The following is a 22005-nucleotide window of genomic DNA, read 5'->3' as shown; positions in this document are numbered from 1 at the left end:
TGACCCTCGCTCAGATGGCGGGAGACATTCCACCCGCCTTGCTGCCCTTCCTTCAGAGCAACCTGTCCCTGGCCGTGGGTGCGCTGCTCATCGTCGTGCTGATGGGGGTGCGCGCCGCCTCCCATGACGCCGACCTCAAGCAGGACCTGAAGAGCGCCATCCGGCTGCTCATCGCGTTCATCGTGCTCCGGCTGGCCACCTGGGCCCTGCCGGCCGCCGCCCCGGGAGGCCTCCAGAAGACGCTCCAGGTGGGCTGGATGCTGATGTTCACCTTCGGTGGCATCCGGGCCAGCGTGGCCCTGGCGCTGAAGCTGATCCGCCTGCGCGCGCCGGCGGTGGGCACGCCGAAGATCCTCCGCAACGTCATCGACTTCACGCTGTACCCGCTGGCGGTGCTGCCGCTCTTGCGCACCCAGTTCAACGTGGACCTGGCGGGCCTGGTGGCCACGTCCGCGGTGCTGTCGGTGGTCATCGGTCTGGCGCTCCAGGAGACGCTGGGCAACCTCTTCGCGGGCCTGTCCCTCCAGTTGGACCGGCCCTTCGAGGTGGGCCACTTCATCCGCATCGGGACGCACGCCGGGCGCGTCGTGTTCATCGGCTGGCGCTCCATCCGGCTGTCCAACTTCCGCCGCGAGGTCATCACGCTGCCCAACAGCCTGGTGGCCAAGGAGCTGGTGCAGAACTTCACGCAGGACCTGGACCCGGTGGGCATCGACGTGGAGTTCCGCCTGTCGCGCGACACCCCGCCCAACCAGGTCAAGCGGGCCCTGCTGGAGACCCTCAAGGAGACGCCGCTCGTCCTCCCCGAGCCCGCGCCCATCGCGCGCACGCTCAGCTACGAGGAATCCGCCATCCGCTACATGGTGCGCTTCTTCATCGCCGAGTACGGCCAGTCCGACGGCGTGAAGGAGGACCTCCACACCCGCCTGTGGTACCGGCTGCGGCGGGAGAACATCGAGATTCCCTACGCCCAGCGCAGCGTGCACGTGCGGCAGGAGACGGCGCGCGCCGAGCTGTCCGAGGACACCATCCGCGGCCTGCTGGCCGCCGTGGACCTCTTCCAGACGCTGGACTCGGACGACCTGGACCGGCTGCGCCAGGAGCTGCTGGTGCGCCGCTTCGGCGCCGGCGAGCACATCATCCAGGAGGGCGACGAGGGCCGGACCTTCTATGTGCTCGCCTCGGGCGAGGTGAGCGTGCGCACCGGCAAGTCCCGGTCGGAGGTCACCCGCCTGGGCCGCGGCGGCTACTTCGGGGAGATGTGCCTGCTGACCGGCGAGCGGCGCTCGGCCACGGTGGTGGCGGTGCAGGACTCGTTGCTCCTGGAAATCGACCGGCCCACCTTCGCCCGCCTCTTCTCCGAGTACCCCGGCCTGGCCCGGCAGCTCTCCTCCATGCTCGCCCAGCGGCGGACCCAGTTGCGGGCGGTGGCCGAGGCCACTGGAACGAGCAATGACGCCATTCCCGCCGAGGTCGGCCGTATACTCGGACGCCTGCGTCAGATTTTCGGGCTCAACGCCACACACGAGTAGGCTTCGGCGCAGCGGGGGGATGCCGTGACAGAGCTCGGTACTCCGATTCCAAAGCTGGGGCAGGTTCGACCCGCCCTGACCTGTGCTGAATTGAACCGCCAGAAGCGGTACTTTGCAGGATCACTGTCATGACGGAAGACGTTGAAGGGCTTTCGGACTCTCCAGACATCGCCGTGGTGGGGATGGCCGCGCGGCTGCCTGGAGCGCGCGACGTGGACACGTTCTGGCGCCGCGTGCGCGACGGGGTTGAGTCCGTCACGCAGTTCAGTGACGCGCAGCTCCTGGGCGCGGGCGTGGACCCGGCGCTGCTCCAGGACCCGAACTACGTGAAGTCGGGCATGGTGTACGAGGGCCTGGAGGACTTCGACGCGGGCTTCTTCGGCTTCAGCGCGCGCGAGGCGTCCCTCCTGGACCCGCAGCACCGCCACTTCCTGGAGGTGTGCTGGGAGGCGCTGGAGCACAGCGGGCACCCGCCGGAGCGCTTCAAGGGGCCCATTGGCGTGTTCGGGGGCTCGGGCATGAACGCGTACATGCCCTACAACCTCTTCACCAACCCGCAGCTCATGGAGCAGGTGGGCCTGTTCCTGGTGCGGCACACGGGCAACGACAAGGACTTCCTCACCACGCGCGTGTCGTACTGCCTGGACCTGCGCGGGCCCAGCCTCAACGTGCAGACGGCGTGCTCCACGTCGCTGGTCGCCATCCACTCCGCCTGCCAGAGCCTGCTGGCCCGGGAGTGTGACCTGGCGCTGGCGGGCGGCGTGACGCTGGAGCTGCCGCACTCCCGCGGCTACCTGTACCAGGAGGGGGAGATCCTCTCGCCGGACGGGCACTGCCGCGCGTTCGACCACCGCTCCCAGGGCACGCTCTTCGGCAGCGGCGCGGGCGTCGTCGTGCTGCGGCGGCTGGAGGACGCGCTGGCGGATGGCGACACCATCTACGCGGTGGTGAAGGGCAGCGCGGTGAACAACGACGGCGCGCGCAAGGTGGGCTACCTGGCGCCGTCCGTGGACGGGCAGGCGGACGCCGTGGTGGAGGCGCTCAACGTCTCCGGCATCAGCGCGGACACCATCGACTACATCGAGTGCCACGGCACCGGCACGCCGGTGGGTGACCCGATTGAAATCACCGCCCTCACGCAGGCCTTCCGCACCCAGACGCAGAAGAGCGGGTTCTGCCGCATCGGCTCGGTGAAGACGAACATCGGCCACCTGGACACGGCCGCGGGCGTGGCGAGCTTCGTCAAGGTCGTCCAGATGCTGCGCCACAAGCAGATGGCGCCCACGCTGCACTTCGAGAAGCCCAACCCGCAGATCGACTTCGCGCGCTCGCCCTTCAGCGTGAATGCCTCGCTGCGCGACTGGGCCCCGGCCAAGGGCCGCCCGCGCCGGGCCGCGGTGAACTCGCTGGGCGTGGGCGGCACCAACGCGCACGTCATCCTGGAGGAGGCGCCCGCGCAGCCGAAGACGTCCGCCGCGCGCCCCTTCGAGACGCTGTGGCTGTCCGCGCGGACGCCCGCGGCCCTGGAGCGCGCCGCGCAGCGGCTGGCCCAGCGGCTGGGTGAGGCGGACGCGCCCGACCTGGGCGACACCTCGTACACGCTGCTCGCCGGCCGCCGCCGCTTCGCGCACCGCCGCGCCGTGGTGGCGTCGTCGCGCGAGGAGGCCGTGCGCCTGCTGTCCCAGCCGGAGGCCGCCAGGACGGCCCAGGCGCAGACGGAGGCGGAGGGCCGCTCCGTCGTGTTCCTCTTCCCCGGCGGCGGCGCGCAGTACCCGGGCATGGCGAAGGGCCTCTACGAGCAGGAGCCCGTGTTCCGCCGCGCCTTGGACGAGTGCCTGTCGCTGCTGGAGCAGCACCAGTCGCTGAAGCTGCGGCCCCTGCTCTTCCCGGAGCCCGGCGCGGAGCAGGAGGCCCGGGCGCGGTTGGAGCAGGCCACGTACGCGCTGCCGGCGCTGCTGTCGGTGGAGCTGTCGCTCGCCGCGCTGTGGAAGGCGCGCGGGCTGACGCCGCAGGCCTGCATGGGCCACAGCATGGGCGAGTACGCCTGCGCCCAGCTCAACGGCGTGTTCTCCGTGAAGGACGCGCTGGGCATCGTCGCCTGCCGTGGCCGCCTCTTCGACCAGCTCCCCGCGGGCGCGATGCTCAGCGTGGAGCTGCCGGAGGCGGAGCTGAAGCCGCTGCTGGGCGAGGGCCTGGACCTGGGCGCGCACAACGCGCCGGGCCTGTGCCTGGTCTCCGGTGAGGTGGCCGCCATCGAGGCGCTGGAGGCGCAGCTCAAGGCGCGAGAGGTGGAGGCGCGGCGGCTGCACATCAAGGTGGCCGCGCACTCGCGCATGCTGGAGCCCATCCTCGCGCCCTTCCGCGAGTTCCTGGGCACGGTGCGCTTCTCCAAGCCCACCGGGCCGTGGATCTCCAACGTCACCGGGGCATGGGTGACGCCCGAGGAGGCCATGTCGCCCGACTACTGGGTGCGGCACCTGCGCCAGCCGGTGCGCTTCGCCGAGGGCGCGGGCGTGCTCCTGGCGGACAAGGCGCGCGTCTACCTGGAGGTCGGCCCCGGCCAGACGCTGACGCAGCTCCTGCGCGCGCAGGAGGAGAAGCCGCGGGCCGAGCAGCTCGTGCCGTCGCTGCGGCACCCGAACGACACCGTGGCGGACCTGGCCTTCTTCCAGCTCGCGCTCGGCCGCCTCTGGGCCGCGGGCGTGGACCTGGACGTCGCGGCGCTCTTCGAGGGCCAGACGCGGCGCCGCGTGGCGCTGCCCACGTACGCCTTCGAGCGTGAGCGCCACTGGGTGGAGCCGGGCACCGGCTTCTTCATGGCGCGGCGCGAGGGCGAGCGCCCGCTGGTGCGTGAAGAGAACGTGTCGCGCTGGGGCTATGTCCCGCGCTTCCGCGAGCAGGCCGGCGCGGCGCCGGAGGCCCCCGCGGAGAACGAGCGCTGGCTCCTGGTGGGCGAGCAGCACCTGCTGGTGAGCGAGCTGGCGCGGGAGCTGTCCGCACGCGGCGCCCAGGTGCTGCGCGCGCTGCCGGGCGAGGCCTTCCGCCGCGTGGACGCCGGACACTTCACCCTGCGGCTCGACGCGCGCGAGGACTGGGAGGCGCTCTGGGACGCGCTGGGCGCCGAGGGGCGCGTGCCGCCTCGCATCGTGGACGTCACCTGCCGGGACCTGGCGCCGCGAGGCTGGGAGCACGCGGTGTCGCGGTACTTCCTCACCCCGCTGGCGCTGATGCAGTCCCTCACCGCCGAGTCGCTGCCGCCGGGCCTGCGCTACATGCGGGTGACGCAGGAGGCCCTGCCCGTGGAGGGGCACGCGACCAGCCCCGAGCAGGCGCTCAGCTTCGGCCCCCTGCTGGTGGGGCCCAAGGAGCTGCCCGAGCTCAAGGCCCGCGTGGTGGACCTGCAGATGGTGGTCAACGTGATGGGCCAGGCGCGCGAGCTCACCGACGAGCTGCTGCGCCCGGACGTCGAGGCGCCGGTGGCGCTGCGCGGTCGACGCCGGCTGGTCCAGGTGCTGGAGCGGACCGCGCTGGACGAGGCCCCGACGCCGCTGCGCGACCAGGGCGTCTACCTCATCACGGGGGGCCTGGGCGGCATCGGCCGCACGCTCGCCGAGCTCTTCGCGCGCAAGGCCCGGGCGCGGCTCGCGCTCGTGTCACGGTCCGCGGCCAGCGCCTCGCACGCGGAGCTTCAGCGCACGCTGGAGGGGCTGGGCGCGCAGGTGCTGCTGCTCAAGGCGGACACCACCGACGCGGGCCAGCTTCGCGCGGCCATCGCCCAGGTGCGGGAGCGCTTCGGCGCGCTGCATGGCGTGGTGCACGCGGCGGGCACGCTGGAGGATGGGCCGCTGGAGTCGAAGACGCGTGACTCGGCGCTGCGGGTGCTCGCGCCCAAGGCGCTGGGCGCGCTGGCGCTGGAAGAGGCGCTGCAAGGCGCGGCCCTGGACTTCTTCGTCAGCTTCGCGTCGACCAGCGCCTGGATTGGCCCGCCGGGCCAGGTGGACTACGTCGCCGCCAACGCGTTCCTGCTGGCCCAGGCCGCGCGGCTGGAGGCCACGGGCGTCGCGAAGCGCGCGCTCGCGCTGGGCTGGGGCGTCTGGCAGGAGGTGGGCATGGCCGCGGCGCAGCTCGCGCCGCGGCTTCCGCCCGGTGAGTCCGTCAGCCACCCGCTGCTCCAGCGGCGCGTGGAGGCGCCCGAGGGCCACCACGTCTTCCGCGCCATCTACGACGCGAAGGCCCACTGGGTGCTGGACGAGCACCGCATGCGCGGCGGAGGCCCCGTCCTCCCCGGCACGGCGTACGTCGAGCTGGCCCGCGCCGCCTGGGCGCTGGCGCGGCCGGGCGCGCCGCTGGAGCTGACGCAGCTCTCGCTGGTGTCGCCGCTGGACGTCCCGGACGGCGAGGTCCGGGAGGTGGAGATCGAGCTGGCGCCGGAGGGTGACGGCTTCACCTTCCGCGTGCGCAGCCGCGCCGCGGGCAACGCCTGGACGGAGCACGCCACCGCGCGGCTCCACGAGGCCTCGAGCCCACGCCCCGCCGCGCTGGACGTGTCCGCCGCGAAGGCGCGCTGTGGAGAACGGCCCCTGACCTTCGGCGAGGGGGAGCAGTCCCTGCCGCAGGACGCGCTCATCGCGTTCGGCCCGCGCTGGAAGGTGCTGCGCGGCGCGGGCTTCGGCGCGTCCGAGGCGCTGGGGCGGCTGGAGCTCCCCCGCGCCTACCGCGAGGACCTGGCGACGTATGGCATTCCGCCGGGGCTGCTGGACATCGCCTCCGGCTTCGCCTTCTCCCTGCTCCCCGACGCGGGGCAGCCGGGGAAGCTGCACGTGCCCGTCTCCTACCGGCAGCTCCAGGTCTGGGGCCCCTGGCCCGAGGTGGCGCTGAGCCACGTCCGCGTGCGCCAGGAGGAGGGCCGCGGGGCGCTGCTCGACGTCACGCTCACCGATTCGGACGGCAACGTCTTCTGCGCCATCGAGGGCTACCTCGTCGCCGCCGTCGAGGCGCGGCGCTTCGGCCGCTCGCCGAAGAAGCAGGGCTCGCTGCTGGAGAGCTGGCTGCCGCTGGGCATCAAGCCCGCGGAGGGCCAGGAGGCGTTCCTGCGCGCGCTGGCCCTCGCGGACACGCCGGCGCTCTTCGTCAGCTCCATGGACCTGCACGCCCTGGCGGCCCGCTCGCGTCCGAAGCAGGAGGCGGCGAAGCCCGCTTCGGCTCCGGCCATGGCCCAGGCGGCCGCGGGGTCCGGCGTGGCGGCCGCGGATGCGCCTCGCGACGACGTGGAGCGCAAGCTGGCCGAGCTGTGGCAGCAGCTCCTCGGCGCGCCGAAGGTGGGGCTCAAGGACAACTTCTTCGAGCTGGGCGGACACTCGCTCATCGCGGTGCGCCTGTTCGCGCGCATCAAGAAGACGCTGGGCGCGGACCTGACGCTTGCGACTCTGTTCGAGGCCCCCACGCTGGAGCAGTGCGCCGCGCTGGTGCGCGAGGCCGCGGGCATCCCCTTCACGCCGGACGTCACTCCGGGTGACGCGGCGCCGGCGGCCCAGGCCCCCGGTGTCAAGGCAGCGCCGAAGGGCTGGTCGCCGCTGGTCACCATCCAGAAGGGTGGCAACGCCCCGCCCTTCTTCTGCGTGCACGGCGCGGGCGGCAACGTCCTCAACTTCCGCGAGCTGGCGCAGGCGCTCGGCAAGGAGCAGCCCTTCTACGGGCTCCAGGCGCGCGGCGTGGACGGCAAGCTGCCGCCGGCCGACAGCATCGAGGAGATGGCGTCCATCTACCTGGAGAGCATCCGCCAGGTGCAGCCGCACGGGCCCTACCTGCTCGGCGGCTACTCCGGCGGCGGCGTGGTCGCCTATGAGATGGCGCAGCGGCTGCACGCGCTGGGCGAGCCGGTGGCGCTGGTCGCGTTCCTGGACACCTTCCACCCGGCCACCCAGGAGCGGCGCCAGTCCTTCAACGAGCGGCTGCGTGAGCTGCGCCGCGAAGGCGCCGCCACCTACGTCTCCCGCAAGCTGCGCACCAAGGTGGAGCGCGACGGCACCCGGCTGCTCAGCCAGCTCAAGCTGCGCTGGTACGAGCAGCGGGGCGAAGCGCTGCCCATCGAGCTGCGCAACCTCCAGCTCACCGAGCGCTTCCAGCTCCTGGCCAGCCGCTACGTGCCCAGCCCCTACGCCGGACCCGTGACGCTGTTCCGCGCGCAGGAGATTCACGCCATCTACGCGCACATGGGCACCAGCCTCGGCTGGGAGCCGCTGGTGCCGGCGTTGAACATCCGCGAGGTGCCGGGCGACCACGACAGCCTGGTGCGCGAGCCCAACGTCCACGTCCTGGGGCGGCTGCTCCGCGAGGCCCTGGATGACGCCCAGCGTGGTTCACGAGGGGAGGCTCGATGGGCTGGTTCGAGGTAAAGACGTCGAGCTGGGAGGTCGGGCGGCTGAAGGCCCGGGACGCAACGCCTATTACCGCCGTCGTGCTGCTGATGGGGATATTCATGCTGGGCTGGCTCCAGAACGACGAGGACCTCCCAGGCCCGTTCCCCTACACCGGCGCGCCCTTGTCAGTGGAGGAACGCGCGGCGCTGGCGTCAGACGGATGGACGGTGACAGGCCCCGACGCGCCGCCCGGGCTCGTCGCGTTGACGCGGCTGCCCGCCAGGGGTGAGACGCGGTGGCTCGTCTATTTCGGCGGCAACACGCCCGGGTATCTCGCCGAGGCGAAGTCCGTCCTGCTCTCATTGGACGAGGGCCGCGGCCTCGGGCTGGCCGCCATCGCGCCGCCCGGCTTCGACGGCTCCCCGGGGAGCCCCTCCCCTGACGCGCTCCGCGAGAGCGCCGCGGACGCCATGCGCTGGTTGACGCAGACGCAGCCCCACACCTCGGAGGGCATCCACCTGGTGGGCTTCTCCATGGGCAGCATGTCGGCGCTCGCGGCCGCCCTGGCGCTCCAGGCGCAGGACACGCCCGCCCGGGGCCTGGTGCTCTTCGCGCCCTTCCACGCGATGCGGGTGGGCCGCACGGGGCCCCTGGGCCGGCTCTTCGGGCGGCACCGGTACGACAACCAACCGTTGCTGAAGCCGAAGCAGCTCCCGTCCCGGCTCGTGCTGCACGGCGGCGCGGACAGCGCGCTGCCGCTCGTTGAAGGCGAGCGCGTCAGCCGCGGGCTGGGCGCTCCGCTCAAGACGTACCCCGGCATCGGCCACGCCGACCTTTTGAAGCATCCCCCCGCGCTCGCGGACGCCCGGCAAGGCCTGGGCTTGTGAGCCGGGGACACCCGAATCGCAGCACCACAGGAGGCATTGAATGAGCGCGGCTCCGGAGTCGCCCAGTTGTTTCATCATCGGCGAGGGCACCCTCGTCGTCCCCTGCGCGCAGGCCCTCACCGAGCGCGGCGTCCGGATTCTCGGGCTCGTCGCGCGCGAGCCGGCGCTCCAGAAGTGGGCGGAGGAGCAGTCCATTCCGCACGTGCCGCCCGGCGAGCAGGTGCTGCCCTTCCTGTCCCAGGCGCCGTTCGACTGGCTCTTCAGCATCGTCAACCTGAGCATGGTGAAGGAGGACATCCTCCGCCTGCCCCGGCGCATGGCCATCAACTTCCACGACGGCCCGCTGCCCCGCTACGCCGGCCTCAACGTCACGTCCTGGGCGCTGCTGAACCGCGAGCCCCAACACGGCGTCACCTGGCACGAGATGACGACGGGCGCGGACGAGGGCCGCATCCTCAAGCAGCGCCTCTTCGACCTCGCCCCCGGCGAGACGGCCTTCAGCCTCAACGCCCGCTGCTACACGCTGGGCATGGAGACCTTCGCGGAGCTCGCGGAGGAGCTGGTCGCGGGCACCTCCGAGGCGAAGGCGCAGGACTTCTCGCAGCGCAGCTACTTCGGCCTCGCGCAGCGCCCGGAGGCGGCGGCCGTGCTGGACCTGCACGGCGACGTGGACGTGGCGCACGCGCTGGTGGCGGCGCTCGACTACGGCGGCTATCCCAACCCGCTCGCCTTCGCGAAGGTGTGGCTGGGCAACGGCGCGGTCGCCATCTCCGAGGCCCGCCGCGCCGAGCCCGCCTCCGAGGCGGCTCCCGGCACCGTGCTGGACATCGAAGGGGACGCGCTGACGGTGGCGCTCCAGGGCGGAGACCTCACGCTCAAGGGCCCCAGGGGCCTGTGCGGCGCGCCGCTGTCGTGGGCGGACGTGCTCGGCGCGCGGATGCTCGCCCGGGGTGACGTCCTGCCCCAGGCCCCCGCGGAGCTGCGCGCCCGGCTGACAGAGGTCGGCGCCCAGGCCGGCAAGGCGGAGTCCTTCTTCCTGCGCCGGCTGGAGACGCTCGCCCCGCCGGACCTCCCCTTCCTGGGCGGCAGCTCCAAGGACGAGGGCACGCACACGCTGAAGTTCGAGGCCACGGACGTCCCCGCCGGGTGGGCCACCGACCTGCCGCCCGAGGAGCGGCTGCTCTTCACCGCCGCCGCCTTCCTGGCGCGCCTGTCCCCCGAGCCCCGCTTCGACGTGGGCTACGCGGACGCGTCCACGCGCGCCCGCATCACCGGGGTGGAGGGCTTCTTCGCCTCGCAGCTCCCGCTGCGCCTCGAGCTGCCCATGAAGGACGCGCCGGAGCTGGCCGCGGGCGCCTTCCGCAAGGCGCTGACGCAGCTCCGCGACAAGGGCGTGCTGGCCCGGGACGTGTTGGGCCGCTCCGCGCAGCTCTCCAACCTCCAGCGCCACGCGGGTGAGGTGGCCTACCCCGTCGCGCTGCGCATCGGCGAAGCGGGCGGCGCCGTGGGCGGCGCCGCGCTCGTCATCGAGGTGGACGCCCAGGGCCGTCACGCCCACCTGCACTTCGACGCCACGCGCGTGGACAAGGCCCGCGTGGACGACGTGGCGCGCCAGCTCAGCGCGTTCCTGGCCTCGCTCCGGGACGCGCCGGGCAAGGCGGTGGGCGAGCATGACCTGCTGGGCGCGGAGGAGCGGCAGCGCCTGGCCCGCTGGAATGACACGCGGCGGGACTTCCCCCGCGACGCCACCCTGGCCTCGCTCTTCCAGGCCCAGGCGGAGCGCACGCCGGACGACACCGCGCTCATCTGCCGGGGTGCCTCGCTGACGTACCGCGAGCTGGACGCGCGCGCCGAGGTGCTGGCGCGGCACCTGCGCGGCGCGGGCGTGGGCCGCGACGTGCGCGTGGGCATCTTCATGGAGCGCTCGCTGGAGATGATGGTGGGCGTGCTGGCCACGCACAAGGCGGGCGGCTGCTACGTGCCGTTGGATCCCGCCTACCCCGCCGAGCGCATCGCCTTCATGGTGGAGGACGCGGGCTGCCACCTGGTGCTCACCCAGCAGCGGCTGCTGTCGCGCGTGCCGTCCGCGGCCAAGGCCGTGCTCGCGGTGGACCAGGAGTGGGAGCGCATCGCCGCCGCGCCGGAGGCCCAGACGCCGCCGGCCACGCCGGACAGCCTGGCCTACGTCATCTACACCTCGGGCAGCACGGGCAAGCCCAAGGGGGTGATGATCGAGCACCGCAACGTCGTGAACTTCGGCGTGGGCATGGACGAGCGCCTGGGCACGGAGCGCGGCACCTGGCTGGCGGTGACGAGCCTCAACTTCGACATCTCCGTGCTGGAGCTGCTCTGGACACTCACGCGCGGCTTCACGGTGGTGCTGCACGCGGAGCGGCACGACGCGGCCCAGGCGGGCAAGCACGCCTCGCGCGCCATGGCGTTCAGCCTCTTCTACTTCTCCAGCGACGAGGGCGAGCGCCCCGAGGGCCGCTACGATTTGCTCCTGGAGAGCGCGCGCTTCGCGGACACCCACGGCTTCTGCGCCGTGTGGACGCCGGAGCGCCACTTCCACGCGTTCGGCGGGCTCTTCCCCAACCCGGCGGTGACGTCCGCCGCGCTGGCGGCGGTGACGCGCAACGTGCAGCTCCGCGCGGGCAGCCTCGTGTCGCCGCTGCACCCCACGCTGCGCATCGCCGAGGACTGGTCCGTGGTGGACAACATCTCCCACGGCCGCGTGGGAATCTCCTTCGCCGCGGGCTGGCAGCCCAACGACTTCGCGCTGCGCCCGGAGAGCTTCCCGGACCGCAAGCGCATCATGTTCCAGCAGATTGAAGACGTGCGCCGGCTGTGGCGCGGCGAGGCGCTGGAGACGAAGAGCGGCACGGGCAATACGGTGAAGCTGCGCACCCTGCCCCGCCCGGTCCAGAAGGAGCTGCCCATCTGGGTCACCACCGCCGGCAACCCGGAGACCTTCGAGGAGGCCGCGCGCGCGGGCTGCCACGTCCTCACCCACCTGCTGGGCCAGACGGTGGAGGAGGTGGCGCGGAAGATTGCCCTCTACCGCGAGACGTGGGCTAAGGCCGGCCACCCCGGCAAGGGCACCGTGTCGCTGATGCTGCACACCTTCGTCGGTGACTCGGAGGCCTCCGTGAAGGAGGTCGTCCGCGAGCCGATGAAGGCGTACCTCAAGTCGTCGGTGGGCCTCATCAAGGAGGCGGCCTGGAGCTTCCCGGCCTTCAAGGCGCAGACGACGCTGGCCAACGGCAACTTCGGCACCGACCACCTGTCCGCCGAGGAGCTGGACGCGCTGCTCGACTTCTCCTTCGAGCGCTACTTCCAGTCCTCCGGCCTCTTCGGCAGCGTGGACGGGTGCGTGGCCATCGTGGACCGGCTCAAGGGCCTGGACGTGGATGAGATTGCCTGCCTCGTGGACTTCGGCGTCCCCACGGAGCTGGTGATGGAGCACCTGCCGCTGCTCAACGAGGTCCGCCAGCGCGCCAACGCGGGCGTGGGCCAGCCGGGCGCCGAGCCCGAGCTCGACGGCTCCATCCCCGCGCTGCTGGAGCGCCACGCGGTGACGCACCTTCAGTGCACGCCGTCCCAGGCGAGCATGCTGCTGGCCGAGGAGCGCTCACGCGAGGGGCTCAAGCGGCTGAGGAAGATGATGGTGGGCGGCGAGGCCTTCCCCGTCCCGCTGGCGCGCCAGCTCTCCGAGACGGTGTCCGGCGACGTCATCAACATGTACGGCCCCACCGAGACGACCATCTGGTCGTCCACGCACCCGGTGAAGGACGTGGGCGAGGGCGTCCCCATCGGCACGCCCATCGCGAACACGCAGCTCTACGTCCTGGACGCGCAGCAGCGCCCGCTGCCCATCGGCGCGGCCGGTGAGCTGTACATCGGCGGCGCGGGCGTGGTGCGCGGCTACCACCACCGCCCGGAGCTGGACCGCGAGCGCTTCGTGAAGGACCCGTTCTCCTCCGAGCCGGGCGCGCGGATGTACCGCACCGGTGATGCCGCGCGGTGGCGGCAGGACGGGCTGGTGGAGTTCATCGGCCGCCTGGACCACCAGGTGAAGGTGCGCGGCTTCCGCATCGAGCTGGGCGAAATCGAGGCCCGGCTGGGCGAGCACCCCGCGGTGCGCGAGACGGTGGTCATCGTCCGGGAGGACCTCCCCGGCGACAAGCGGTTGGTGGCCTACCTCATCGCGAAGCCGGGCGAGCCCCCCGCGGCGGAGGCGCTGCGCGAGTTCCTGCGCGCCCGCCTGCCGGAGTACATGGTGCCGCAGGCCTTCGTGACGCTGAGCACCTTCCCGCAGACGCCGAACAAGAAGGTGGACCGCAAGGCCCTGCCGCCTCCGGAGCAGGCGCAGGCGCGGGGGGAGCTCGTCAGGCCGGAGGGCGAGACGGAGGCGCTCATCGCCGGCATTTGGCAGGACGTGCTCAAGCTCGACAAGGTCGGCGTGGAGGACAAGTTCGTCGACCTGGGCGGCCACTCCCTGCTGATGGTGCAGGTGCTGGAGCAGCTCAAGGCGCAGGTGGAGAAGCCGCTCACGCTGGTGGACCTCTTCCGCTACCCCACCATCCGCGCCCTCTCCGGGTTCCTCTCCGGCGACAACGGCGAGGAGGAAGCGCTCAAGGAGGTCGCGGCGCGAGGTGAGGCCCGGGCCGCCGCACGCCGGGCGATGCAGCAGCGCCGCCGCCGGTAGGACTTCGCGCGCGTGCCCGGGTGCGCTCTTGCGCCCGGGCACGGCGAGGTACAAGCCACGCGACATCGTGCAGGCCGGTGGTGAAGGCCGTGCGGGCTGCGTCGCTCGTCAGCGCGTTCCCCTGGAGCCGGCGCCCTCCCGTCGCGGAGGACCTGGGGCGCGAGGCCTGGCCTGCCCACGGCGACAGGCTCGGCCTCCAGGCGGAACAAGCGGGCGGAGCGGAAGATGCAGGACAGGCGAGGCGACGGCCCGTCCCTGTTACCGCTCCAGACCATGCACACCTCCAGCATGGAGCCGCATCGGCTCCATCACCCACCAGGAGGCTTTGGTCCATGGCCCGTTCACGATGGTCGCGTCGCTTCACGTCCTCCGCCCCCCGACATGAGTCGTTGCTTCAGGACATGGCCCTGGGCGCCGTGGCGGGGCTGCTGGGGACGCTCGCCATGACGCCCGTGACAAGCAAGTTTTCCGGGCTGCTCAGCAGGATGCTCAAGGAGGGGTCGGGTGGCGGCTCGCAGGAGCCATCGACGGAGAAGGTGGCGCGCAAGGTGCTGTCGCCGCTGGGCGTCGACGTCCAGGGCAAGCGCAAGCAACGGCTCGGCAACCTGGTGCACTTCACCTACGGCACCGTGTGGGGTGCCATCTACGGCGCGCTGTCGCCCCGCGCCCCGCTGCTTGGAAAGCTCTGGGGGCTGGGGTTCGGTACCTTCTTGTTCCTCACAGGAGACGAGGTGGCCGTGCCGGCCCTGAAGCTCGCACCCCCGCCGCAGCAGACGCCCGCCAGCAGCCACCTGGGTGGCCTCGCGGCGCACTGGGTCTATGGCGCCACGACGGAGACCACCTTCCGAGGCCTGTCTCGCCTGGCGGCCAGGGCATAGCCGCGCGCCCCGCGGGGCCCCCTCGCGGCCCCAGCCAACCTGGGCGGCCGCCCTCCCCCGAACCCCCTCCTGACCACCTCCACACGATTCGGGACTTGACCCTTCGCCTGCGCCTCCCTTCGAGACGAGGACACTTCCCGCCCCTGGACACTCTCCGCCCAACAGCGCGGGCTTCCAGACATTCGCATCGATGTCGTCGCCGACCGCGGGGAATTCGCCGTGTTTCCATCGCGCCCAGCCCCACCTCCTGGATTGAGCACCCCCACCCCACCCAGGGAGTCCCGAGCATGGCCGAAGCAATGCAGATCGACTTCAACAAGTTCGACGGCACCGTCCCCTACAAGAACGTCGACTACCTTGGCAGGTGCTACGACATCATCCGCATCAACCCGTTGGACTTGAGTCAGCGCCTCCGGGACGGAGGTGGCGCCACGACGGAGAGCATCATCCAGATTGCTCCGGAGTCGTGCACGCAGCTCACGCCGGACAAGAGCCTCTACATCCCCGAGGGGACTCGCTACATCCCAGAGTCCCGGGGCGAACGGACCTCCCGCACCGAGACGTGGTTCTCCTCCTTCGACTTCTCGCACAGCTTCGAGCACACCGTCAGCGCGGGCCTGGACATCCCCGGGCTGGTGTCGTTCAGCGCCAGCCTCGCGTACCGGCAGATGGAGAAGACCAGCGGCTCGAACGAAACCATTCAGACCTTCGTCCAGAGCTTCTTCGAGGACTGCTCGATTCGGCTCAACGACGACTTCACCAGCAAGCTCCCGCTGAGCAGCCGGTTCACCGGCGAGGTGGCGAAGCTCACGTCGGAAGCCGCCTGCGCCGCGTTCATCAAGACCTTCGGCACGCACTACGCCCGTGAGGTCACCTTCGGCGGGCGGATGTACCAACGCGTCCACATCTCCGCCCAGGAGTACTCCAAGCTCGTGGAGCGGGGCGTCGACATCTCCACCTCCGCGTCAGCCACCTTCAAGGGGGCCACCGCGAACACAGGCAGCAGCACCTCCACGTCCTCCAGCTCCGCGTTCAAGCAGTCCAGCGGGCTGACCGTCGACAGCATCCAGTGGGTGGGCGGCACGCCCAGCACGGACTTCAACGAGTGGGTGAAGAGCATCCGGCAGGACCCCAAGCCGCTCCAGCTCGACCTCAAGCCGCTGTACGAGCTCTTCACGTCCGACTACTTCCCCAAGGACCCGGACATCCAGCAGAAGAAGACCTGGATGATGCAGGCCGTCGACCAGCACATCCGGACCGAGGGCTTCACCCGCCCCGACGTCTCCTCGCTGGCGAACAAGGAGTTCTACTTCCGCAGCCGCTGGCGCGCCGACCCCGGCGAGAAGCGCGTCAACAAGCACTTGAGCTTCACCGGGGAGGACGTGAAGCTCTACCCCGAGGCCAACACGACGGACCTCGTCCCGTGGAAGCTGATCCCCGTGCAGGGCAAGTCGGATGAGTTCTACATCCGCAGCCGCTGGCGCGCGGACCTGGGAGAGAAGCGGCTGGACTACCACCTCTCCTTCGAGGGCGACACGCTCAAGCTCTACCACCGCGACAACGTGGCGGACCTCGTCCCGTGGAAGTTCATCCCCGTGCCCGGCAAGAAGGATGAGTACTACATCCGCAGCCGCTGGCAGGCGGAGAAGGGTGACCGCCGCACGGACAAGTCACTCGCCTTCGAAGGGGACGGGGGCAGGCTCTACCCCAAGGACGACTACTACAACCTCGTCCCCTGGAAGCTGGAGCCCGCGAAGGCCTGAGCCGCACGCAACAACCGGAGCGGTGCGAGGTGTCTCACGCCGCTCCGGCAGGCCCACCGCTACGCCGTCTCGCGGCGCGCCATGTGCGCCCCGGTCAGCGAGCCCTTGTGCGAGGCCAGCTTTCCAGGGGGCCCTTCGAAGACGACCCGGCCGCCCTCGTGGCCGGCGCCGGGTCCCAGGTCGATGACCCAGTCCGCGCGGGAGACGACATCCAGGTTGTGCTCGATGACGATGACCGTCGAGCCGCCATCCACCAGCCGGTCGAACAGGCCAATCAGCGTGTCCACGTCGTTCATGTGCAGGCCGGTGGTGGGCTCGTCGAGCACGTAGATGTTGCCCGAGCGCCCCAGCTCCGCGGCCAGCTTCAGGCGCTGACGCTCGCCGCCCGACAACGTCGACAGCGGCTGCCCCAGCGTGAGGTAGCCGAGCCCGACGTCGTCCAGGCCCTGGAGAATCCTGGCGATGGCCGGCTCGGTGAAGAACGCCACGGCGTCGCTGATGGACATCTCGTAGACGTCGCTGATGGACTTGCCGCGCAGCCGGTGGGCCAGCACCTCCTCGGTGAAGCGCTTGCCCTCGCACGCCTCGCAGACGGTCACCATGGGGTCCAGGTGCGCCAGGTCCGTGTAGATGACGCCCAGCCCGCTACAATCCGGGCAGGCCCCCTTCGAGTTGGCGGAGAACAGCGCGGCGTCCACCTTGTTCGCCTTGGCGAAGGCCTTGCGGACGTTGTCGAGGATGCCGGTGTACGTGGCGGTGTTGGAGCGGCGGGAACCCCGGGCCAGGTTCTGGTCGATGATGAGGGTCTCCGGGTACGCCTTGGGCAGGCAGCCCTGGATGAGCGACGACTTCCCCGAGCCCGCCACCCCCGTCACCACCGTGAGCACGCCGCGTGGAATCGAGACGGAGACGTCCTGGAGGTTGTTGAGCCGGGCGCCCTTGATTTGGAGCTGCCCCGTCGGCTTCCGGGCCGTCGTCTTGAGCGGCTGGTGCTTCTTCATGTGGTTGCCCGTGAGGGTGCCCGAGCCCAGCAGCCCCTCGTAGGTCCCCTCGTAGACGACCTGCCCGCCCTGGGTGCCGGCCCTGGGCCCCATGTCCACCACATGGTCGGCAATGGCAATCATGTCTGGCTTGTGCTCCACGATGAGCACGGTGTTGCCCTTGTCGCGGAGCTGCTGCATCAGGCCCGCGAGCCGGCCCACGTCATGCGGGTGGAGCCCCACGCTGGGCTCGTCGAAGATGTACGTCACGTCCGTGAGGCTGGAGCCCAGGTGCCGCACCATCTTCACCCGCTGGCTCTCACCGCCGGACAGCGTCGAGCTCTCACGGTCGAGGCTGAGGTAGCCCAGGCCAATGGTCACCAGGTTGTCGAGCCGGCGGGCCAGCGCCTCCAGCATGGGCCCCACGGAGGGAGCGGAGAGCTTCCGGACGAACGCGGCGAGGTCGGAGACCTGCATCGCGGAGCACTCGGCGATGTTCTTGCCCTGGATGCGGCTGCCGAGCGCGGCCTGGTTGAGGCGCCCGCCCTTGCAGGAAGGACAGACGGCGCGGGTGAAGATGCGCTCGTATTCGGCGCGCACGTGCGGCTGGACGGTCTCCGGGTCCTTGGAGCCCAGCGTCCGGCGCAGCTTGGGGACCAGGCCCTCATAGGTGAGGTTCATCTTGTCGACCTTGATCTTCCGGCCGTCATCCAGATGCAGGAGCTTGTCCAGCTCCTCCTTCGTGTACTTGGACAGCTTCTTGTCGAGGTCGAAGTAGCCGGAGCGCGCGAAGATGGCCCAGTACCAGCTATCGACCGCGTAGTCCTTGGGGAGGATGGCGCCTTCGTTGAGGGACTTGGACGTGTCGATGACGGCGTCCATGTCCATGGACGCGACCTGGCCAATGCCCTCGCACTCGGAGCAGAGCCCCCTGGGGTCGTTGTAGGAGTAGAAGCCCGGGCTGCCCAGGTGCGGCTCGGCGAGGCGTGAGAACACCACGCGCAGCATCTGCGCGGCGTCCGTGACGGTGGCGACCGTGGAGCGCGAGTTCCCCCCCAGCCGCTGCTGGTCCACGATGATGGCGGCGGAGATGTTCTCCAGGCTCTCCGCGTCCGGCTGGCCATAGTGCGGCATGAACTGCTGCACGAAGGCCGGATACGTCTCATTGATGAGCCGCTGGCTCTCCGCCGCGATGGTGCCGAACACCAGGGACGACTTGCCCGACCCCGAGACGCCGGTGAAGACGGTGATCTTCCGCTTGGGAATGTCCAGCGAGACATTCTTCAGGTTGTTCTCGCGCGCCCCACGAATCTTGATGGAACCGTACATGGTTGGCTTCTCCCTGGAGTGACGCCCGTCCCGCGGACGTCGCACGTCCACAGGCGGCCCCGAGCCAATCGGCTCGACATCGCTCCCGCAACGCCGTAACTTCGTACGGCGCACGAGGTTTAGCACAACAACCCCGTACGCTGTAAACAGTTATCCCGGGGTACGGATGAGCGACGAGATTTCCGGACGGGGCGACCCGTTGAAATCCTTGCAGTTGTTGTGGGGCAGGACGGAGGCGCCGAAGCGCGGCCCGAAGGCGAAGGCCAGCGTGGCGGAGCTGGTGGCGGCGGCCGTCACCCTCGCGGATGCCGAGGGGCTCGACGCGGTCAGCACGCGGCGTGTCGCGGAGGCCGTGGGCATCTCTCCCATGTCGTTCTACACGCACATCCCCGGAAAGGCGGAGCTGCTGGACTTGATGATGGATGCGGTGTCCGGCGAAATCCTGAGGGATGGCCCCGTCTTCAAGCCCGCCCGCTGGCGCGCCAACCTGACGCGGGTGGCGCAGGACTACCGTGACTTCTACCTGGCCCACCCGTGGGTGATTCCGCTCGCGACGCACCGGACGGTGCTGGGCCCGAACACCTTCCGGTCCGCGGACATCGCCTTGAGCGCCATTGAAGGCCTGGGGCTCACGGACCTGGAGATGGACCGCGTCATCACCCTGGTCCTCGACTTCGTCCACGGCGCGGTCCGCAACGCGGCCCGGGAGAAGCGGGTCAAGGAGCTGACCGGCATGACGGACGAGGACTGGTGGTACCGCGTGGCGCCGTTCCTCGAAACGCTCGACTACGCGCCCTACCCCGTCCTGGCCCGGGTCGGGAAGACCGCCGGGGAGACGTACGGGGCGCACGACCCCAAGGGGGCGTTTGCCTTTGGCCTGGAGCGCGTGCTCGACGGGCTGGCGGTGTTCATCGACGGCAAGGCCGCGCGAAAGCAGCGGCGCTGAGCCGCCACCGTCACGCGCCCAGCGCGAACCGGTGTCGGTACTCGGCGGGTGTCACCCCGAGCTGTTCAGGCGCGAGGCAGAGTGAGCCCGCCCCTCGCGTCACTCAATGGTGGAGTTCGTCACGGTGATGGGCGTGTCGTCGTGGTTCGAAATCTGGGGATGCGTCGGGTACCACGAGCCGCCCGTGTTGTTCCGAATCACGGAGCGGTCGATGCGGATGTCCCCGGAGTGGTCATTGCTCACGAAGAAGATGGCGCTGCCGTGGGCATTGACCGTGTTGTGTTCTATGCGGGTGCCGCAGAGGGACAGCGTCATCGTGTTGCCATCATTGTAGATGGCCCCGCCGCTCCCCCCGCCCGGCGTCCCGGGCCGCGAGGGATTGGCCCCATTGCCAATGGCCCGGTTGTGGGAGAACAGGCTGTTGATGAGGGTCCACGACACACCGATGCTGCTGATGCCCCCGCCATTGGAGCAGGCGCCGCCGTAACCCTCCATGCCACCGAAGGTGGTGTTCACCACGTACACCGGCTGGTTCCGGTGCTGGCTGAACACCCGCAACGCGCCGCCGCCCACGTCAGGCCCCACGTCCGCGCAGACGTTGTTGAAGAACCGCGAGTTGATGACCTTCACGCGCCCGCCGCGCACCCAGACCGCGCCGCCGCCGTCGAACTCGGACTCCGCCTTGGCGTTGGCGTCCACGAACGTCAGGTTCTGGAGCGTCAGCCGGGGGTGGTCCTGGTCCTGACAGTGCGAGGTGGTCCACACTTGGTCCGGGTCGCAGGTGTTCATGTAGAGGATGCGGTGCCGCCCCGCCCCGCTCAGCGTCACCAGGCCCTTGCCGTCGATGACGATCTCCGGCCCCGTGTCGTTGAAGATCTTCGCCGTCCGCTCCAGGGTGATGGTGACGGGCTCCGGGCCACAGTCGAAGGTGATGACGCCGCCTCGAGCCACCGCCTGGAGGAACGCGTCACTGGTGCAGCTCTCCGGGCGCCCCGTGCCCACCACCGAGGTGGGCCGGGAGACGTCCGCGAGGCCCGCCTCGGCCGGGACGGCGCACGTGGCCTCCGGGTTCTGATTCCCGGCGGGAGGCCCCTCCTTCGGGTTCGTCAGGGGGTTGGGCGTGTCCACGCCTTCCTCCTCCGAGCACCCCACCCCAGCCGCGAAGGACAATCCCAGGAGCACGAGCGCGGGCAGCCGACGAAATCTCTCAAGGTGCATGAGGCCTCCAGTGCGCGCCCAGTGTAGCCCCGCGTGGCGCGATGACGCCCCTCCTGAAAGCCGCGGCAGGCCGCCCGCCAGGGCCTGCCCGGACTGGGGACGCCGCCTGACGGCTACTGACTCGAGACCGGCTGTCCGCCGAGCCACGGTCCCCACTGGACGAGCCGGCTGCCCCCCGCGGACTCGCGCTCGCCCCCCTCGCCGATGCGCTCGGTGAGGCTGTCGAGCGACTGGAAGCGCGCTTCATACGGCGCACCCGCGAGCCCCGGCGCCCATGGGTCCGACGCGTAGGTCTCCGAGAAGATGTGCCGCGTGCCCTCCACGTCCTCCGTGCGCTGCTCCGTCCGCGTGGGCACGTTCCGCTCGCCCACGGTGAAGGTGCCCTGGGCCCCCTCCCTGGCCGCGCCCGGAGGCCACTCTCCAGACACCAGCGCCTCCCAGGGGAGGTTCATCACCAGCTCCTCCAGGGCCTCCGGCTCCGCCTGGGAGAAGTCCGAGCAGGGGTCGCTTCCCGGCGCCACGGGGCCCTCGGAGCGAAGGACGAAGCCGCGCTCGGCGGTGAAGCACACGCGCAGCACCTCCTGGGTCGGCGGCATGTCCACCCTCCGGTCATAAAAGGCGCCAGGCCCCAGGGGACGCTCCAGCGAGGGCGCGGCGGCGCTGGCCTCGGCGGAGCCCGCCTGGAACTCGTGCAGCGACAGCGTGAGGCGCCCCGGCGTCCGGAAGCCCGCCGACTCGGTGCTCGCCTCCAGCAGGCCGCGCGTCAGGTAGAGCAGGGCCGAGTCATTGGCATACACCCGGGTGCGCAGCGGACCATCCACCGGCCGTTGATCGCTGACATAGCGGGTGGCCTCCCAATTCCTTCCCGAGAAGGAAGGCCGCTCCGTGGTCATCTGCCCTGGACGCGGCACGTCAACCGGGCGCGTTACATCCGAGCGAACTGGCACCACCAGCTCCTGAGACAAACGCGTCTGCGTCAAAGGCTTGCCCGCCGCGTCAATGAAAGACACACGCACGTAGACCCAGGGCTGCTGGACGGACACGACCTCCAACGACAACCGCCCGACGAGCGTCCGCGCCGCGTCAGCCTCCCCCGGCGTGGGGCCTTGCGTAGCGGAGAACACGTAGGTGACACGGTCGCCCACGCGGGCGCGCTTCCAAGCGTCCGCGGCCTGTTGCGCCGCGAAGCGCTGTCCCTGTGCGTCAGCGGCCGAGGGAGTGTTCGACATCGTGCTCCCACAGCCAGGAAGGAGCGACAGGGCCGCACCCAGCAGCGCGGCGACGGGACAGGTGAATGAGCGAATGGGCATACATCGCTGGATACACCGAGCGCGCCTTCACGCGCACTCTTCGTCTGAGCCGTGTGTCCATTCCCACCCCATTACAGAGTTGTAGTTTGTTTTCA

At 70.7% G+C, this 22005-nt stretch carries 10 protein-coding genes; 7 read left to right on the top strand and 3 right to left on the bottom strand.

Annotated features, from left to right (window positions below; genetic code table 11):
• Positions 1 to 38: 38 nt before the first annotated feature.
• From MYMAC_RS13865 to MYMAC_RS13840, 6 genes are all read left to right on the top strand, one after another.
• Positions 39 to 1532 (top strand): cyclic nucleotide-binding domain-containing protein, encoded by a 1494-nt coding sequence (locus MYMAC_RS13865; RefSeq protein WP_239989521.1) that lies wholly within the window; start codon positions 39 to 41, stop codon positions 1530 to 1532.
• 128 nt (positions 1533 to 1660) lie between these two features.
• Positions 1661 to 7927: a type I polyketide synthase gene (locus tag MYMAC_RS13860; protein ID WP_095958425.1), complete on the top strand. Its 6267-nt coding sequence runs from the start codon at positions 1661 to 1663 to the stop codon at positions 7925 to 7927.
• Positions 7909 to 8778, top strand: coding sequence for an alpha/beta fold hydrolase (locus tag MYMAC_RS13855; protein WP_239989520.1), 870 nt, complete (start codon positions 7909 to 7911; stop codon positions 8776 to 8778). Before MYMAC_RS13860 ends, MYMAC_RS13855 begins: the two co-directional genes overlap by 19 nt.
• A gap of 40 nt (positions 8779 to 8818) precedes the next feature.
• Complete coding sequence (locus tag MYMAC_RS13850) at positions 8819 to 13486, top strand: MupA/Atu3671 family FMN-dependent luciferase-like monooxygenase (protein ID WP_095958424.1); 4668 nt, start codon at positions 8819 to 8821, stop codon at positions 13484 to 13486.
• A gap of 332 nt (positions 13487 to 13818) precedes the next feature.
• Positions 13819 to 14364, top strand: a complete 546-nt coding sequence (locus MYMAC_RS13845; RefSeq protein WP_095958423.1) for a DUF1440 domain-containing protein — start codon at positions 13819 to 13821, stop codon at positions 14362 to 14364.
• Positions 14365 to 14651: 287 nt separating this feature from the next.
• A complete protein-coding gene (locus tag MYMAC_RS13840) occupies positions 14652 to 16127 on the top strand; it encodes an MAC/perforin domain-containing protein (protein ID WP_239989519.1) in 1476 nt (491 codons plus the stop codon).
• 59 nt (positions 16128 to 16186) lie between these two features.
• Here MYMAC_RS13840 and MYMAC_RS13835 read toward each other — a convergent pair whose 3' ends face one another.
• The gene (locus MYMAC_RS13835) at positions 16187 to 18436 is read right to left on the bottom strand and encodes an ATP-binding cassette domain-containing protein (protein WP_095958421.1); all 2250 of its coding nucleotides are present in this window, start codon (positions 18434 to 18436) and stop codon (positions 16187 to 16189) included.
• Between the two features lie 166 nt (positions 18437 to 18602).
• Between MYMAC_RS13835 and MYMAC_RS13830 the strand changes: the two genes are divergently transcribed.
• The gene (locus tag MYMAC_RS13830) at positions 18603 to 19382 is read left to right on the top strand and encodes a TetR/AcrR family transcriptional regulator (protein ID WP_095958420.1); all 780 of its coding nucleotides are present in this window, start codon (positions 18603 to 18605) and stop codon (positions 19380 to 19382) included.
• A 99-nt stretch (positions 19383 to 19481) separates the two neighbouring features.
• Here MYMAC_RS13830 and MYMAC_RS13825 read toward each other — a convergent pair whose 3' ends face one another.
• Both MYMAC_RS13825 and MYMAC_RS13820 read right to left on the bottom strand, forming a co-directional pair.
• A complete protein-coding gene (locus MYMAC_RS13825) occupies positions 19482 to 20600 on the bottom strand; it encodes a hypothetical protein (protein ID WP_095958419.1) in 1119 nt (372 codons plus the stop codon).
• A gap of 113 nt (positions 20601 to 20713) precedes the next feature.
• The gene (locus MYMAC_RS13820) at positions 20714 to 21910 is read right to left on the bottom strand and encodes a DUF6068 family protein (RefSeq protein ID WP_095958418.1); all 1197 of its coding nucleotides are present in this window, start codon (positions 21908 to 21910) and stop codon (positions 20714 to 20716) included.
• Between the last annotated feature and the right edge of the window lie 95 nt (positions 21911 to 22005).

Source organism: Corallococcus macrosporus DSM 14697, assembly GCF_002305895.1.
Taxonomy (GTDB): domain Bacteria; phylum Myxococcota; class Myxococcia; order Myxococcales; family Myxococcaceae; genus Myxococcus; species Myxococcus macrosporus.
This window is presented reverse-complemented; position numbering and strand designations above follow the sequence as displayed.

Excerpts from the sequence above, each read along its gene's own strand:
- MYMAC_RS13860 (WP_095958425.1), top strand. The coding sequence starts at position 1,661 with ATGACGGAAGACGTTGAAGGGCTTTCGGACTCTCCAGACATCGCCGTG.
- MYMAC_RS13855 (WP_239989520.1), top strand. The coding sequence starts at position 7,909 with ATGGGCTGGTTCGAGGTAAAGACGTCGAGCTGGGAGGTCGGGCGGCTG.
- MYMAC_RS13850 (WP_095958424.1), top strand. The coding sequence starts at position 8,819 with ATGAGCGCGGCTCCGGAGTCGCCCAGTTGTTTCATCATCGGCGAGGGC.
- MYMAC_RS13845 (WP_095958423.1), top strand. The coding sequence starts at position 13,819 with ATGGCCCGTTCACGATGGTCGCGTCGCTTCACGTCCTCCGCCCCCCGA.
- MYMAC_RS13840 (WP_239989519.1), top strand. The coding sequence starts at position 14,652 with ATGGCCGAAGCAATGCAGATCGACTTCAACAAGTTCGACGGCACCGTC.
- MYMAC_RS13835 (WP_095958421.1), bottom strand. The coding sequence starts at position 18,436 with ATGTACGGTTCCATCAAGATTCGTGGGGCGCGCGAGAACAACCTGAAG.
- MYMAC_RS13830 (WP_095958420.1), top strand. The coding sequence starts at position 18,603 with ATGAGCGACGAGATTTCCGGACGGGGCGACCCGTTGAAATCCTTGCAG.
- MYMAC_RS13825 (WP_095958419.1), bottom strand. The coding sequence starts at position 20,600 with ATGCACCTTGAGAGATTTCGTCGGCTGCCCGCGCTCGTGCTCCTGGGA.
- MYMAC_RS13820 (WP_095958418.1), bottom strand. The coding sequence starts at position 21,910 with ATGCCCATTCGCTCATTCACCTGTCCCGTCGCCGCGCTGCTGGGTGCG.